Origin of the sequence: Actinoplanes sp. NPDC051475 (genome assembly GCF_040689425.1) — a bacterium.
Taxonomy (GTDB): Bacteria; Actinomycetota; Actinomycetes; order Mycobacteriales; family Micromonosporaceae; genus Actinoplanes.
The window spans coordinates 17,800-32,667 of the sequence record NZ_JBFAZZ010000027.1; the positions used below are offsets into that span (position 1 = coordinate 17,800).

Below are 14,868 nucleotides of genomic sequence, written 5' to 3' on the forward strand. Positions count from 1 at the left end.
TTGGTGGGGCATGTCTGCTTCCTCCTACATAATGTAGGTGAAAGTGGACATCAACCCTGGAGAAGACCTTGAAGAGTTCCCGCCGCATGGCGATGGCGGCCTGCGCCCTCGGAGTTCTCACTGCCGGTATGGCGGTCGTCGAGGCGGGCGCCGCCGGTCCCACGCCCGTGCGAACCGCGGCAACGACTACGTCCGTCACTCCGCCCACCCCCGATCACGTCGTGATCGTCATGCTGGAGAACAAGCGCTACGACGACGTCGTGGGCCATCCCAAGACGCCGTGGGTGTCGTCGCTGGCCAGGACCTCGGCGAACATGCTGCACTTCTACGGCGAGACCCATCCCAGTCAGCCGAACTACCTGGCACTGTTCTCCGGATCCACCCAGGGCGTGAGCGACAACAACTGCCCGCACAACCTGGGCGGCCGGCTGAACTTCGGTCGGCAGCTTCTCGACGCGCGCCACAGCTTCACCGGCTATTCCGAGGATCTGCCCAGCGTCGGGTGGCGCGGATGCGCGCACAAGGGCTATGTCCGTCGGCACAACCCCTGGGTCAACTTCAGCAACGTGCCGGCTTCGGCGAACCAGCCGTACAAGGCGTTCCCCGAGAACTACAGCAAGTTGCCCACCGTGTCGTTCGTGGTCCCGAACCTGTGTCACGACATGCACGACTGCCCGAAGGAGCGGGCCGACACCTGGCTGAAGAAGCAGTTCGCGCCGTACATCGCCTGGGCTAAGACCCACAACAGCCTGTTCATCCTCACCTTCGACGAGGACAACAAGACCGACCACAACCACATCCCGACCATCATCGCGGGCGCCGGGGTCCGGCGGGGCCAGTACGGCGCACACCTCGACCACTACGACCTGCTGCACACCCTGCAGCGCATGTACCGGCTTCCCCTTACGGGCGCCGCGGCGCGCCGCAAGGGCGTGCCGGACATCTGGACGTCTGCCTGAACCCTTCCCTGCCTCCACGAGGCGCCTGACCGGTCAAGGGCCGGCCGGCTCAGAGCCAGGCGCGAGCCAGGGCCACGAACTCGAGAGTCGCCACCACGATCGCCGTGACGAAACAGGCGCCGAGCAGGGCCGGGCCGACCATCCGCCGGCGCCGCGGCGCAGGAGTGGGCTCGGCCAGCGCCCGTACCCGGTGCACCGCGGCGCCGCCGTGGATGCCCAGCACGGCGGCAGGCCCGGAGTCGACCGTGGCCAGGGCCGCCCGGGCCACCGCCCGGGCGGTCAGGTCGCGGTCTCCGACGGCGGCGGCCGCCTCTTCGTCGGCCCAGCGCTCGACCAGGTAAACGACCGCGTCCCGGACCGGGATGAGCAGGGGGTTCAGCGCGGCAGCGGCGGCGGCCGTGGCGACGAGACGGTGGTGAGCGTGCGCGAGATGCGCCTGCTCGTGGGCGAAGACGACCCGCCGCTCCTCCCCGTCGAGCAGCCGCAGAATCCCGGTGGTGACCAGCAGATGCCCGTCGTGGCCGCGCCGTCCGGGCACGGCTACTGCCAGCGGCGCGGACCAGTCGGCGACGACCAGGCCGTGGTGCGCTGCGCCGACCGCGCGTAGCTCCCGGTGCACCTTGCTGCGGCGCCGCACGTCGACCAGCAGCCGTACGCCGCCTGCCAGCACCGCGAGACCCGCGACGAGCGCGACCGGCCCGGGCACGGGCTCGGGCAGCTCCACGCTCGGATGGTTGTCCAGGGCCGACAGCGGCGGCAGATCGTCCAGCATGGTCATTGCCAGCAGAGTCAACGACCAGGTGGACGACAGAGCCGCGACGGCAGCGATCGCCGTGAGGCCGCGGGCGGCAAGACCGGGCGCGCCGCGCGCCGCCAGCCACCGTGCCGAGAAGGCCAGCGGCAGGGCGAGCAAAAGCGGCACATAGATGGCGACGTTCACGACCGACGCCGCCGCTCGGCGTCGGCCAGGAGCCGATGCAGACTCGCGGCGTCGGCCTCGTCGAGCGAGGCGGCGAACCGCTGGAGCACGGCCTGACGGTCAGGGCGCCCTTCCAGGGCCGCCCGCATCTGGGATGCGGCCGCGGTGGCGGCGTCCTCGACCGGCCAGTAGAGGTGTCCCCGGCCGGCGCGGCGGCGTTCGACCTGCCCCTTGTCATGCAACCGGATCAAGATCGTCTGCACGGTGTTGTACGCCAGATCAGCACCGATCGCGCCCTGTACATCGGTGGCCGTCATCGGCTCCGGGTGTGCCCACAATGCTGCCATGACCTCGGCCTCGAGGGATCCGGGTGGCCGGCGGCCGTCCTTCGTCGTCACTATCGCTGCCCTCCGCGGTCAGGATAGCCCGGCGTCACCGGGCGGTTGCCCGCCGACACGGTGAAACCTACAACAGGTAGGAGATAGTGTCGTTGGTGTGATGCTCCGACTGCCGGACCGGCATCGCGCCGATCGTGCCGGCCGCCGCAGGACCGCTGTCCTGGTGCTCGCCGGCTGCTCGGCAACGGCCTTCGTGCTGCTGGCCCTGCTGGTGGCCGGCAAGGCCCAGCCGGTGTTGCGCTTCGACACATGGGTCAGCCGGGCCGCGCATGCCACCGCGCTGGCCCATCCACACTGGCGGGCCGCGATGGCCGCTGTCACCGTGACCGGCAGCACCGCGGTGCTGGATCCGCTCATCGCGCTGGGCTGTGCGATCCTGCTCGCGTTCCGCAAGTGGCGGCAGGCCGTCTTCGCAGTGGTCGCGATGGTCGTCGTCATCTGCGCCCGGCTGCTTGTGCTCGCCGTCGTCGGGCGGCCGCGGCCCGTCGACCAACTGGCCCCGGCCTCGAACTATTCGTTTCCCTCCGGGCACAGCACCGCCGCTGCGGCCGCCGCCCTCGTCGCGGTGTCCGTCTGCGGGCCGTTGCTCCGCCACCGGCGAACAAAGATCGTGCTGGCCGTGGTGGTGGGGCTCTGGGCGTGCGCGGTGGGGGTGAGCCGGGTCGCGCTCGTGGTGCATTGGCCGAGCGACGTCGTCGGCGCCTGGCTGTTCGTCCTGGCGATCGTGCCCGCCATCAGCGTGCTGCTGCGAGTGGTGCTCGGACGGGACGAGCGGCTGCTCACCGGGTGCTGACCGCGACCGCCAGACGACTGACCGGCTCTGCCAGGCAGTTGGAATACCGGCCGGTCGTCGATGAGTGGGCCCAGCGCCGGATCGCGTCGGTCGACGGCGGGCCGCAGCGCCTCGATCGCCGCCTTGCACCCGTCGACGTTGGCCGCGAAGTCCCAGAGGTCGGTGCGAGAAATGATCCTCCTCGCCGGTCACCTTCTTCGACGCGACCTCGTCCAGCAGCGACTTGGCCCCGTTCGCCAGGTCCAGCGCGGTGCAGCGTTGCGTACGCAGTTGCTGCTGCAGCGCAGTGACGTCGACGAGCAGCCGGTCGGGGGTCGCCGGGTCCGGCCGGGCGCCGGTCCACAGCTCCTTCTCCAGGCGGTGGAAGCCGGTCCACTCCTCGCCGGTCGCCAGGTCCGTACAGCTTCGTGCGTGCCACCAAAATGCTGTGTCGTTGGAGCCGACCGTGACGAGATCAGCGGCCGGAGTACTGGCTTTGCTGTCGCAGCCGGCCGCGCCCGCCGTGGCCAGCAGCAGCGCCACGACGAATCTGGGTCACGCGGCCGCCTTCGTCTCGGTGACCGCCTTCGGCTTCGCGGCCACTGTGGCTGGGCGGAAGAAGACCAGCAGCACGCCGGCGGCGTACAGCAGCCAGGTGGCCGCCTCCAGGACGGTCGCACTCGGCGTGAGGTTGACCGTGGCGGTCAGCAGCGTGCCGTACCAGGAGGTGGGCTCCACTGTGCCGGACAGGTCGTAGGCCACTGTGCCGGCGCCGGGCAGGGCGCCGGCGACCTGGAAGCCGTGTACGGCGTACTTGGCGATACCCGCGGCGACCAGAACGAGCAGCACCGCGGTCCAGGTGAACAGCCGGCCCAGGTTCACCTTCGCGACGGCCTTGTACATCAGGCAGCCCAGCAGCACCGCCGAGACGACGCCCGCCAGCATGCCGAGCAGCGGCGCGACGCTCTGCGCGGCGGCCTGCGCTGCGGAGAAGACCAGCAGCACCATCTCGACACCTTCTCGGATGACCGCGACAAAGGCCAGGGCGGCGATCGCGGTCCGGCCCATGCCGAGCGCCTCGGTGAGCTTGCCGGTCAGTTCCGCCTTGATGGTGCGGGCGCTGCGCCGCATCCAGAAGATCATCCACGTCACCATGACGACGGCGACGAGCGACGTGACGGCCTCGAACAGCTCCAGCCGTACGCCGTCGAGCAGTGACGTGGCAACGTAGGTGAGCAGCGCGCCGAGCGCTGCGGCGGTCACCACGGCCGCGGCGACGCCGGACCACAGCGGTGCCAGGCCGTCGCGGCGCTGTGAGCGGGCCAGTACGGTCAGCAGGATCGTGACGACCAGTGCCGCTTCGAGGCCGTCGCGCAACCCGATCAGGTAGCTGGCGAAGAAGACCGTGCTCACTCGTACCCCTTTGGCTAGGCTTGCCTACGCAAAGTCCTACAGGATGTGGGAGTTGTCAAGTTGGCTCGCGGCGCGGTCTGGATCGGCCCTGCATTCGCCGTCGTGTAAGCGGCGCTTGAGGTTGTCCGGCGGCGGCCACGGGCACTCGTGCCACCGCTCGACCAGACCCGTAACGTCGGTCTGGTCACCCTGCCCGGAGCGTTCGTCGGAAAGCTGCTCGGGGGCGGCTCCGCCGTGCACGCTAGGGCGACTCACCTGCTGGTCCTGCTGGCCTTACCTGGCCGTAGAAGGATCGCCGTCGCGGTGACCGTCGACCTGGTCGCCGCCGGCCTGCTCCGCCGGCCTTTCAGCGAATTCTTATGATCGACCCCGCACAGTAGCGCCGTGAACTATCAGCTCTTCGAACTCATCAACGGCCCGGCCGGGCGGTGGGACGGCCTGGATGACGCGATGGAATTCGCGGCTGCGTGGCTGATCTATCTGATCTTCGCGGTGTCGGCGGTCCTCGTCGCGGTGGCGCTGTACCGTCGCCGGTTGCGCCCGGTCCTCGAACTGGGTGTCGCGCTGTTCTTCGCGTTCGCCGGCGCCGCGCTGCTGTCGCACGTCGGCGACCAGGTGCGCCCGTTCCAGAGTCACCATGTGCACCAGCTGATCGCGCACGACCCTGGGATTTCGCTACCCAGCGACCACGCAACCGCCGCTTTCGCGCTCGCTTTCGGCGTGTACGCATTCCTGAGCCGCCGGTGGGGCGTCGTCCTCGCACTCGCGGCGCTGGCCGTCGGATACTCCCGTGTCTGGGTCGGTGTGCACTATCCCGGCGATATCCTCGCCGCCGCCGTCATCGCGGGCCTCGCGGTCCTCGAGGTGACCATGTGGAGCCGCTGGAACCGCGCCCGGAACCGCGCCGTTGAAGGAATCCTGTGAACAAGCCCCAGCGGCTGCTCGCAACCGTGCTGGCCGCATCGCTCGCAATGGCCGGCTGTCAGGGTGGGGATAGACGTACGCTCTCCCTGCCCTCTACCGCGCCGCCCGCCGCTGGCTACACCAAGGTGTTGGTCATCGCGGAGGAGAACCACGAATACGACCGAATCATCGGCTCGCCGGACGCGCCCTACCTGAACGAGCTGGCCCGCACCTATGGCACGGCCAGCCACTTCGACGCGGGATATCCAGCGCAGTGCCCGTCGCTGGCCGCGTACATCCTCATGACCAGCGGGAGCACGGCCGGCATCTGCGATGACCGGGCCCCGAAGGCGCATCCCCTGCGCGGCGACAACCTCTTTCACCAGGTCGCCGCGAGCGGCCGGGAATGGCGCGACTACGCCGAATCGGCTCCGCGCCCATGCGCGCTCGACAACGGTGCGGACGGGCGCTACCTCGTACGCCACGTACCGGCCACGTACTACCTCGACGACCGCAGCGACTGCGCCCGCTGGTCCGTGCCGATGGGCGACCCGCAGGCCGGCGCCATGCACGACGACATCAGCGCAGGCCGCCTGCCGTCCTTCGCGTTCGTCAGCCCGGACGCTTGCCACGACATGCACGGCGCCGACCCGTGTCCCACCGATCGGGTCGGCAACGGCGACCGCTGGCTCATGACATGGCTGCCGTCGATCCTGTCTGGTCCGGACTACCGGGCGGGGCGCCTGATCGTTCTGGTCACCTGGGACGAGGGCACGAGCACGGACAACCACATCCCGAGCCTGGTCATCTCACCGACGACGAAGAACGTGGTGGCCGCGGACGCTTTCACGCACTGCTCGACGCTCCGCACGACAGAGGAAGTGCTCGGTCTACCGCTGCTCGGCTGCGCCCAGCAGGCGCCGTCCATGACCACAGCCTTCCATCTGTGAAAAGACCTCGAATGTTCGCGCGAAGACGGACGACCCACAGCTGAGAAAACGCTGAAAGCGCCGGGTCCCCATCATTGCGAGTGTCGGAGCGAGTGCTGGCACGATGTCATTCGCGGCCGGTCCCCTTCGGCGTCTGCCCGGATCGGCTTTTGATCCGGCGGAGACGGCTGCAAAAGGAATTGCGGCCTGACGAGATATGTGATGCAAATCGATCCTTGCCATGCTCATGGCCGATCAATCCGAGGAGAAACGATGGCGGTTTCCGCCCATGTAACGGCGCGTACCTGGATGACCAAGGTCCCTGCCATAACCGCGACCTTTTGGGTCATCAAGGTTCTGTCCACCACGATCGGCGAGACGTTCGCCGATTTCCTAGCCGTTAATGTCGGGCTCGGGCCGGTCGTCACCGACGCACTGATGCTGGCCGTACTCGTGATGGCGCTGGTCGTACAATTCCGCACCACGAAATACACGCCCTGGATCTACTGGCTGTGCGTGGTGCTGGTGAGCATCGTCGGTACCCAGATCACCGACCTGTTCACCGACGACCTCGGCGTCAGCCTGTACGTCAGCAGCGCCCTGTTCGCGGTCATCCTCGCCGTCGTCTTCGCCGTCTGGTACCGCCAGGAAGGCACTCTCGCGATCACCTCCGTCGACACACCGCGACGCGAAGCCTTCTACTGGGCCGCGATCCTCACCACGTTCGCGCTCGGCACGGCTGCCGGCGACCTGGCCACTGAAGCACTCAGCCTGGGATTCCGTAACGGTGTGCTGATCTTCGGCGGGTTGATCCTGGCCACGTGGCTCGCCCGCCGAGCAGGTGCCAGCCTGGTGCTCACGTTCTGGATCGCCTACGTCCTGACCCGCCCGCTCGGTGCTTCCCTGGGCGACCTGCTGACCCAGGCCAAGGACTTCGGCGGCCTCGATCTGGGCGCCAGCGTGACGAGCATCCTGTTCTTCGCCGTCATCGTGGTCCTGGTCGCTCGTGAGCAGGTACTGGCCGGCCGGCACGGTGTGGCCGTCAAAGGTGACGGTCCACTCGGAGGTCGCCGGCGCGACTACGCGTGGGCGACCGCCGGCGTCGCAGCGGTCCTGATTCTCGGCTCCGGGCTGAGCCACTTCCATGCTGCGTCCAGCGTCGTCGACGACGGCGCCGCGACCACCGCCGTGGCGGGTACTGGCGTCGGCCCGAAGGCGGCATCGGCCAGGCGGCAGGTGCACCCGACCACAGCTTTGGGCAACCTGAGTCGTTTCGCCGCCATCATCGACCAGGTCCAGGCCAAGGTCGCCAAGAACGATCTTGCGAACGCCAAGGTGCGTGTCAAAGACCTCGAGGTGGCATGGGACGACGCAGAGGCCGGGCTCAAACCGCGTGACCCCGGCAAGTGGCACCAGCTCGACGATGAGATCGACGCCGTCCTTACGTCCCTGCGCGCGGGCAACCCGAGCCAGTCCGACTGTGCCGCAACGCTGGCAGCCCTCACCGCCACCCTGAACGAGTTCGACGGAGTCTGACACCTCGCCGGCTCACGGCGATCCGGCCGGGTCGAGCACCTTTCCACAGACACCTTGCACCTCACGGCGGGCGAGCCAATTCGGGTGACCGATTTCCGCTTGGCGATGAACTGCCGGCGCGTGCAGTACGTAGTGTCCGCATGACCGCCGGCCGAGGGGAGTCACGCTTCGTCAGTCACCGATGCACTGTCCAGTCCGCTGGTCCTGGCTGGGACCTCATTGTGAACGGAGATTGCTCATGCCGCTGTCACGCATGCCATTCGAGAATCCGCAGACAGATTTTTCATCGGCGGATCTCTCGGCCAGCGAATCCACCGAGCAGTTACGCGATTTCGTCGCGAAGGTGCCGGCTGTCACCCTCGGTTTCTGGGTGGTCAAAATCCTCGCCACCACGCTCGGCGAGACCGGTGGCGATTCGCTGTCCATGTCGATGGGCCTGGGCTACCTGACCAGCACTCTGATCTTCGCGGTCGTCTTCGTGGCCGCAGTGATCCTGCAGATCCGCGCGGCTCGATTCAACCAATGGGTCTACTGGTTCACCATCATCGCCACGACGACGCTGGGCACGACGATCGCCGACTACGTCGACCGGGACCTGGGCGTCGGCTACCCGGGCGGCACCACCATCCTGGTCATCTGCCTGCTCGCCTCCTTCGGCCTGTGGTTCAAGGCCACCGGCACGATCGCGGTGACCAGCATCCAGACACCGCGTACCGAAGGCTTCTACTGGCTGACCATCCTGTTCTCGCAAACGCTGGGCACGGCGCTGGGCGACTGGACCGCCGACACCATCGGCCTTGAATACACCGGCGGCGCGCTGCTGTTCACCGCCCTGCTGGCGGTCATCGCCGCCGCCTACCGCTGGACCCGTCTCTCGCACACTCTGTTGTTCTGGGCGGCGTTCGTCCTGACCCGGCCGCTGGGCGCCGTCGTCGGCGACTTCCTCGACAAACCCCTCGCCAAGGGCGGCCTGGCCCTGGACCGGTACGCCGCCTCCGCCGTGCTGCTCGCCGCCATCATCGCGATCCTTGCCATTCGGCGTCAGCATCCCGCCGCCCGGCCCCATTGACTCCCGTCATCCCGCGCAGCCGTGTGATCGGACGCGCAGGACGAGGTTCGCGATGTCCGGGCCTTGAGGGCGCGGTTGACCGTTCTGGCCCATGACACAAGTTCTGGCCGGTAGCGGTGACGGGTTCAGCCGAGTACGCGGCCTGACTTCTTCGCCGGTGGCGCGGGTGGTCAGGACACCGCGATTCTCAGGGCAGTTAGGAGACCCGGCCCGAACTCGGCGTACCCGGGTCATGGCGGCCTGCGAATGATGACGTCTAAGGGCCGGCCGGTGACGTCCGATCGGAGGGGCTGGGGAGACCGAGTTCCAGGAGGTCACATGCGACTGATGCCGATGCTGGTCGCATTGACCGCCGCGGCCCTACTGAGCGGCTGCGGAGGTCAGCGGCAGGCTGCGCCGGGTCCCAGCGTGACGGTTCCAGCCACGTCGACCGGTTCCGCCGCGCCGCTGCCCGTGCTGACGATCGCCACGCCGCGGCCGAGAACACCTGCGCCCGCACTGCGAACCACGGGAACGACGTGGCCGGCTGTTCTGGTCGCATTGTCGGTTACGGTCAGTGGCTGCTGGCCAATCCCGACCCGGCGCTGGTGGGCATGATCGCCACGCCCGGCTGCAGTCTGGCCAACGTTCTCTCCCGGCAACTGCATGGGCTGCTCGGCGATCGCGCATACGTCGTGCCGAAGCCCTGCTCGACTACGAACGAGGAGTCATCATGGCGATGACCGAGCCCCAGCCGCCGAGCGTCATTGACGAGCGTGAGCTGGCGCGGACGCTGTTCAACCACACCTGGACGCTGCTGGAGAAGGAGTCCCGCTCGGCTGACGAGGAGGAGCGAATGATCCATACGGTTCATGCGTCGCGGTTCCACTGGGACAACGTCGGCGACGACCAGAATCGGGCCGTCGGCGAGTGGCAGTGTTCCCGGGTCTACGCCACGCTCGGACGGGCCGAGCCCGCGCTCTACCACGCCCGACGGTGCCTGGACTACGCAGACCGCCCTGGGATGGAAGTGTGGCTCGTGGCCAGCGCCTACGAGGGCCTTGCCCGGGCCCAGGCCGTCGCAGGCGACTTCGAGGCGGCGCGTGACTCGCGCAGTCGAGCGATTGCCCTTGCCGAGACCGTCGGTGACACCGAGGACCGGAAGATCGTCATCGACGATATCGATACCCTTCCCATCCCCTGAACCATGCCGCAGGGCGGTCCCGTCATCCTCTTCTGGCCGCAGACAACGCGCGCTCGGCTCTAAGCGGGGTGTCACCATGCGTAATGGATCCACCAGAAGTGAGCCATAGCCGATTGATGCCAGTGCCTGACGACAGGTCCATGTCAGCGGCGGGGCCCAGCGAAATTGGGGCATTGCGTAACCCTGACGCCAACCGTGCCTGAGTAACCGGCGCCCGCGGTAACCCTTCCTTGCTGGGTGGGTCAGCGGTTGAGGTAGGCGGCCAGGCCTCCGAGTTCTTCGCTGGCGATGTACACCGATGTCACGTTGATGATGGCTTCCTCGACGTGGGCGGTGCAGCCCCACGCGGAGTCGCCCCAGGAGTCGGCGACCTTGATCTCGGCCGGTGCGGTGCAACCGCGGGCGCCGCCGAGCTCGCAGCGCTCGGGGTGTGGCGTGGCGGCCTGCTTCGCCGCGGCGGTGCGCATCTGGGCGGCGAGTTCCGCGGCGGCGGCGGCGCGCTGCTCGGCCTCGGTGCGCAGCTCGCGTTCGGCGCGGACCGCTTGGATGGTGGCCAGGCGCAGTTCCAGGTGCTGGGCGACCTGGTCGGCGAGGTGGCCGAGCACCGTCTTCTGCGCGTCGGTCAGCTCCCGCGGGATGCCGTCGATCGCGGTGACCGTCCCGAGGTGGTGCCCGTCGACGGTGACGATCGGGGCGGCGGCGTAGAACCGCAGCCCCAGCTCGCCACGCACCAGCGGGTGGTCGAGGGTGCGCGGATCTGCCACCGCGTCGTTGACCACGTACGGGCCGTCGGCGCAGAACGCTGACGCGCACAGTCCGGGTTCGGTGCCGACCTGCGCGACGCCGTCCAGGCCGCGGGTGGCGGCGAACCAGACCCGGTCGGCGTCGACGATGCTGACCGTGGCGATCGGGGTGCCGCACACCGCCGCAGCGGCGGCGGCGATCGTGTCGAACTGGCCGTCGGTGGGGGCGTCGAGGATTTCGTAGCGGCGTACCGCGGCCAGCCGGGCCGGATCAGTGAGGGCGATAGTGCTGTCAGTGGTGATCGACACGGTGCGGTGCTCGCTTTCCAAAAGAGGTGCTCAGGCCGGCGGGGTGGAGTTGGTCGGGTCGCCGGTGGACCCGTCGTTGCGGTTGGCGTCGCCGGGGCGCGGGGGAAGGGTGACGGTGTGGCCGTAAAAGCTACGGATCTGCGCCACCACCCGGTCGAACTGGTCCAGGTCGATGGGCTTGGTGATGTAGGCGTTGGCGTGGGCGCCATAGCTGGAGCTGACGTCGGCCGGGGCGGCGGAGGTGGTGAACACCACCACCGGGATCGCCTTGAGCTTCTCGTCGGCCTTGATCGCGGCGAGGACCTGGCGGCCGTCGACCCGGGGCATGTTCAGGTCGAGCAGGATCAGATCCGGCCGTGGCACGTCGGCGTATCTACCTTCGCGGCGCAGGAACGCCAGGGCGTCAGCGCCGTCGACGACGTGGTGCAGCTCGGTGGGTTCTTGATGCTCGGCGAAGGAGCTTTCCATCAAAGCCACGTCGGCCAGGTCGTCCTCGACGAGCAGCACCTGCAACAACGCGGTAGCAGCGGTCATGCCGCATCGGCCGTGGATGTCGTGGCGCCGGCGCGTTCGAGGACCCGGTAGACGGTCGGGCGGGACACCTCGAACAGCTCAGCCAGTTCGGCGATGGTGTGTTCGCCGGCGGCGTGCAGCTTGCGCAGGTGCGCCTGGCGGGTCGGTGACAGTTTCGGTGCCCGGCCTTTGAGCTTGCCCTTGGCCTTGGCGATGGCCATGCCTTCGCGGGTGCGCATGCGCAGCAAGTCGACTTCGAACTCGGCCAAGGTGGCCAGGATGTTGAAGAACATCTTGCCCATCGGGTCGGCCGGGTCGTAAGTCATCGTGCCGAGCTGCAGCCGGATGCGGCGCTCGACGAGGGAGTCGCCGATCTGCCGGGCGTCGGGCACGGAGCGGGCGAGCCGGTCGAGCTTCGGCACGACGAGGGTGTCGCCGGGCCGCACGGCGGCGAGGGCCTGGTCGAGGCCGGGCCGGGCGCGGTTGGTGCCGGAGTACGCGTGGTCGACGTAGATCCGGTCGTCGGGTACGCCGAGGTCGAGCAGGATCTGTCGGTTCGCCTCAAAGTCTTGCTTGTCGGTGGAGCATCGGGCGTATCCGATCGAGATGCCACTCATGATCTTAGTGTAACAGATAGCCCCCCATCACCGGACACACCTGCGGACACCCTATGTGAGACGGCTCGAGCGCTGGTAGCGGCGTCCGAAGCCGGTGGCCAGGTGTGTCCGTTGGGGGTTTGGCTAACGGACAGCGGCGTTAGGTGTCGGACAGTCCCTCGGAGAAGGCCATGCTGATGCCGGTCCCGACCGCGGTGGCGAGCCCGGCGAGAAACGCGTAGCGCGATTCGTGGGTGGCGAAGGCCAACGTGCTCGACATGACCCTCCGAGGCATCCAGCCGGGCACGGAGCTGTAGACACGACTGCCGCGAGCACCTCACCTGCGCCCGCCGTCCGTCAAGGTCACGCATCCAGATTTGCCGCGATCCGCTCGGCCAAACCGCCTATCGGTGACGCAGCGTAGTCCGCGACCGACCTCCTTGCCAAGGCCCGATCACCAAAGGATGGGACTGTGGATCTTTCGGCTCTGGCGTTCTTGCGGTGGTAACGCACCACATCGGCGTCCATGTTGGATAGTGGTGTTGGTGTGTAGCTGACGATCTTGCCGGCGTGGTGTTCGGCCGGGTTGGCGCCGCTGGCGATGGAGAAGGTTGAGGTACGCTGGCGGGTCGCCCACTTTGCGCCGGTGGTGCGCAGCACGGTTGTCCCTTGTCGGCTTGGTGACCGCGGCGATGATCGTGGCGCTCCTCGCCGTGGCTGGGGTCCTCGACGACCGTCCTGGCTCGGTCGCGACTGCCGCGCTGATACTCATCGTCGCCACGATCACCGGTTTCCTGATGGGCCGCCTCAGAGGGTGGCGCAATCAGACCGTTCTGTGGATCGATGGGCCGATACCGAAGCCCGGCTGGACAACATGGACCGTCGGGGAGCGGGTCGCCATGCTTGCCCTGTTGGTTGCTTTGTGTTCGCTGATCGTCAACATCCTCAAGTGACACGACGCGCCGCGCCGCTGGCCCAGCGCGGCTCGTCGGGTCATGTCCGCATCGGTCAGGCGGTGGACCAGGCGGCGAAGCTCGACCAGGCTCTCTGCTGCGAGCCATGCGGGCGGCTCGTCGAGCGGCTGAGGGTAACGGGCGGCGACTCGTCGCCGGTCTGGAGTGGCGCCGACGATCTATCCGTACCGTTACCAGCAGGCCGGGCGTGGGATTGTTGAAGCAAGCAACCGGCGTGATCTCAACTGCACCGCATCGATGACGGACGCGGCCCGGTGCCGCGGGTGCGCGGCCGCCGGATTATTTCCACCGGTGATGGGTGACGCCCTGATCAGGGTCGAAGGTCTGACCGAGGCTCGCCGACGGCGGGATCACTTCTTCGGCGGAGCTCTTCTCAGTTGTCCGACGGATACGTCGCGGGCAGGCAAGCTGAGCGCATGACTTCGAAGCCAGCGGAATGCCGGCCGCTCCGGATGCAGCTTGGACGGGCGAGTGGTGAGTGCGCCAAGCCGCCTGAAGAGGCGGTCGCATGAGGGCCAGAGTGCTCTTCGACGGGCCCCTGTTCGTGTCTTATCACCAGGCCCAACTCTGCGACGAGACGTATGAGTGGTCGGACGACGAACGGCTGCCGTGGCGTGGGCAGGTCAACGGGTTGTGTGGTGCGGCCTGCGCCGGCCGCTTGGACCTCTTCACCGGTCTGCACACCGGCGATGTCGGGTTCCGGGTTGAGCTTCACGACACCGAGCCCGCCATCGGCGAACGATGGGAAGAAGTGGTGGAGGCCTCCTTCGGGGCACCTACCGACTCATCGTTTCTCGCAGGTCTGATGGGTGACGGATGGCCGCTCGACCTGCCCGCGGGTGGATACCGCGTCAGGTACTGCGCCGACAAGATGCAGCAGGGCCATGACCAGGACAGCGGAGCGGACGAGATCATCGACTCCTACCTGCTGCAGTTCTGGCCCGCCGAATCGGGTCCGGATCGTATCGTTCGCCGAACCAGCCGGGCAGCCGCCTACTGGCATGACCACAACCCGGAGCCCGAACTGACAGCTGCCGACCTCGCGGCGCGAGAACAGCGCAAGCGCGCGGCTGCCGAGCTGGAAGAGGCCGAGTATCAGCGGCTGATCGACCCGGAGGTCTGGGGCGATCGGACTCCCAGCGACCGCCTTCGCGCGGCAGCCGAGTTCGCGAACCCCCTGCAGGAACTGGATCCCGACCTACCCCACGTCTTAGCGGAGCAGAATCGGGACGTGCTGAAAGCGGTCTCGCTGTGGGCAGCCGAGCACGCCGCCGCGGTGTCCTCGATCGACCAACTGCCCTGGGTCGTCACGGCGCTGGCCGCGCTCCGCGAAGGCGAACCGCTGCCGCCGCCGTTCGATCACCGGGCCGCGGAGGACCACGAATACCAGGCCGAGGTCTGGGCCGAGCTCGACGCCATCGAGATCACCACGATCCAGATGCCTACCGTCGTGGCCGGGCCGGAAATCCCCGAGATATCTCAGCAGCATGTCGCCCTGCCGGCAATTCTCGCGAACGCGGAACCCGACCCCCTCACCGCAGCACTCAACGCCGTCAGCGCGGCCGCCTCAGCACACGGCGAGGCCGGATACCGGGCCTTCCTGACGGAACTCAAATTCACCTTTCCCCAGCTTGGTCTGAAGGGCTGAGCCG

General features: G+C 68.0%; 17 protein-coding genes and 1 pseudogene. 10 read left to right on the plus strand and 8 right to left on the minus strand.

Features of this window, described 5'->3' with window-relative positions:
- Positions 1-68 precede the first annotated feature (68 nt).
- Positions 69-959 carry an alkaline phosphatase family protein gene (locus tag AB0368_RS35885; protein ID WP_366158500.1) on the plus strand — a complete coding sequence of 297 codons (891 nt, stop codon included), beginning with the start codon at positions 69-71 and terminating at the stop codon, positions 957-959.
- Between the two features lie 49 nt (positions 960-1,008).
- Here AB0368_RS35885 and AB0368_RS35890 read toward each other — a convergent pair whose 3' ends face one another.
- Together AB0368_RS35890 and AB0368_RS35895 are read right to left on the minus strand one after the other, a co-directional pair.
- Positions 1,009-1,899, minus strand: coding sequence for a M48 family metalloprotease (locus AB0368_RS35890; protein WP_366158501.1), 891 nt, complete (start codon positions 1,897-1,899; stop codon positions 1,009-1,011).
- Positions 1,896-2,276, minus strand: a complete 381-nt coding sequence (locus AB0368_RS35895) for a BlaI/MecI/CopY family transcriptional regulator (RefSeq protein WP_366158502.1) — start codon at positions 2,274-2,276, stop codon at positions 1,896-1,898. The genes AB0368_RS35890 and AB0368_RS35895 overlap by 4 nt, the downstream gene beginning before the upstream one ends.
- Positions 2,277-2,376: 100 nt before the next feature.
- On the opposite strand from AB0368_RS35895, the gene AB0368_RS35900 reads away from it, so the two are divergent.
- Positions 2,377-3,069 (plus strand): phosphatase PAP2 family protein, encoded by a 693-nt coding sequence (locus AB0368_RS35900; RefSeq protein ID WP_366158557.1) that lies wholly within the window; start codon positions 2,377-2,379, stop codon positions 3,067-3,069.
- Between the two features lie 213 nt (positions 3,070-3,282).
- Here AB0368_RS35900 and AB0368_RS35905 read toward each other — a convergent pair.
- Positions 3,283-3,591 (minus strand): annotated as a pseudogene (locus AB0368_RS35905) (hypothetical protein); the annotation flags it as partial.
- 12 nt (positions 3,592-3,603) lie between these two features.
- On the minus strand, positions 3,604-4,461 hold the full coding sequence (gene efeU / locus AB0368_RS35910) for an iron uptake transporter permease EfeU (protein ID WP_366158503.1): 858 nt from the start codon (positions 4,459-4,461) through the stop codon (positions 3,604-3,606).
- 147 nt (positions 4,462-4,608) lie between these two features.
- Here efeU and AB0368_RS35915 point away from each other — a divergent pair, with 147 nt between their 5' ends.
- The 6 genes from AB0368_RS35915 to AB0368_RS35940 all read left to right on the plus strand — a co-directional run bounded on the left by AB0368_RS35915 (position 4,609) and on the right by AB0368_RS35940 (position 10,081).
- On the plus strand, positions 4,609-4,824 hold the full coding sequence (locus AB0368_RS35915; protein WP_366158504.1) for an ABC transporter permease: 216 nt from the start codon (positions 4,609-4,611) through the stop codon (positions 4,822-4,824).
- A gap of 21 nt (positions 4,825-4,845) precedes the next feature.
- Positions 4,846-5,385, plus strand: coding sequence for a phosphatase PAP2 family protein (locus AB0368_RS35920; RefSeq protein ID WP_366158505.1), 540 nt, complete (start codon positions 4,846-4,848; stop codon positions 5,383-5,385).
- The gene (locus tag AB0368_RS35925; protein WP_366158506.1) at positions 5,382-6,314 is read left to right on the plus strand and encodes an alkaline phosphatase family protein; all 933 of its coding nucleotides are present in this window, start codon (positions 5,382-5,384) and stop codon (positions 6,312-6,314) included. The genes AB0368_RS35920 and AB0368_RS35925 overlap by 4 nt, the downstream gene beginning before the upstream one ends.
- A gap of 201 nt (positions 6,315-6,515) precedes the next feature.
- Positions 6,516-7,829, plus strand: coding sequence for a hypothetical protein (locus AB0368_RS35930; RefSeq protein ID WP_366158507.1), 1,314 nt, complete (start codon positions 6,516-6,518; stop codon positions 7,827-7,829).
- Positions 7,830-8,172: 343 nt separating this feature from the next.
- Positions 8,173-8,898 (plus strand): hypothetical protein, encoded by a 726-nt coding sequence (locus tag AB0368_RS35935; RefSeq protein ID WP_366158508.1) that lies wholly within the window; start codon positions 8,173-8,175, stop codon positions 8,896-8,898.
- A gap of 712 nt (positions 8,899-9,610) precedes the next feature.
- Positions 9,611-10,081: a hypothetical protein gene (locus AB0368_RS35940; RefSeq protein ID WP_366158509.1), complete on the plus strand. Its 471-nt coding sequence runs from the start codon at positions 9,611-9,613 to the stop codon at positions 10,079-10,081.
- A 242-nt stretch (positions 10,082-10,323) separates the two neighbouring features.
- Here AB0368_RS35940 and AB0368_RS35945 read toward each other — a convergent pair whose 3' ends face one another.
- The 4 genes from AB0368_RS35945 to AB0368_RS35960 all read right to left on the minus strand — a co-directional run bounded on the left by AB0368_RS35945 (position 10,324) and on the right by AB0368_RS35960 (position 12,902).
- The gene (locus tag AB0368_RS35945) at positions 10,324-11,133 is read right to left on the minus strand and encodes a GAF domain-containing protein (RefSeq protein WP_366158510.1); all 810 of its coding nucleotides are present in this window, start codon (positions 11,131-11,133) and stop codon (positions 10,324-10,326) included.
- A 30-nt stretch (positions 11,134-11,163) separates the two neighbouring features.
- Positions 11,164-11,667 carry a response regulator gene (locus tag AB0368_RS35950; protein ID WP_366158511.1) on the minus strand — a complete coding sequence of 168 codons (504 nt, stop codon included), beginning with the start codon at positions 11,665-11,667 and terminating at the stop codon, positions 11,164-11,166.
- Entirely contained in the window at positions 11,664-12,263 is a 600-nt protein-coding gene (locus AB0368_RS35955) for a recombinase family protein (RefSeq protein ID WP_366158512.1), read from the minus strand. The genes AB0368_RS35950 and AB0368_RS35955 overlap by 4 nt, the downstream gene beginning before the upstream one ends.
- A 342-nt stretch (positions 12,264-12,605) precedes the next feature.
- Positions 12,606-12,902 (minus strand): hypothetical protein, encoded by a 297-nt coding sequence (locus tag AB0368_RS35960; RefSeq protein WP_366158513.1) that lies wholly within the window; start codon positions 12,900-12,902, stop codon positions 12,606-12,608.
- A gap of 20 nt (positions 12,903-12,922) precedes the next feature.
- Between AB0368_RS35960 and AB0368_RS35965 the strand changes: the two genes are divergently transcribed.
- Together AB0368_RS35965 and AB0368_RS35970 are read left to right on the plus strand one after the other, a co-directional pair.
- Entirely contained in the window at positions 12,923-13,195 is a 273-nt protein-coding gene (locus AB0368_RS35965) for a hypothetical protein (RefSeq protein ID WP_366158514.1), read from the plus strand.
- A 541-nt stretch (positions 13,196-13,736) separates the two neighbouring features.
- Positions 13,737-14,864 (plus strand): hypothetical protein, encoded by a 1,128-nt coding sequence (locus AB0368_RS35970; RefSeq protein WP_366158515.1) that lies wholly within the window; start codon positions 13,737-13,739, stop codon positions 14,862-14,864.
- Positions 14,865-14,868 lie beyond the last annotated feature (4 nt).

What these genes read in the sequence shown, in the direction of transcription:
- AB0368_RS35900 (WP_366158557.1), top strand. Translation starts at nt 2,377, where the DNA reads ATGCTCCGACTGCCGGACCGGCATCGCGCCGATCGTGCCGGCCGCCGC.
- AB0368_RS35930 (WP_366158507.1), top strand. Translation starts at nt 6,516, where the DNA reads ATGCAAATCGATCCTTGCCATGCTCATGGCCGATCAATCCGAGGAGAA.
- AB0368_RS35940 (WP_366158509.1), top strand. Translation starts at nt 9,611, where the DNA reads ATGGCGATGACCGAGCCCCAGCCGCCGAGCGTCATTGACGAGCGTGAG.
- AB0368_RS35955 (WP_366158512.1), bottom strand. Translation starts at nt 12,263, where the DNA reads ATGAGTGGCATCTCGATCGGATACGCCCGATGCTCCACCGACAAGCAA.
- AB0368_RS35950 (WP_366158511.1), bottom strand. Translation starts at nt 11,667, where the DNA reads ATGACCGCTGCTACCGCGTTGTTGCAGGTGCTGCTCGTCGAGGACGAC.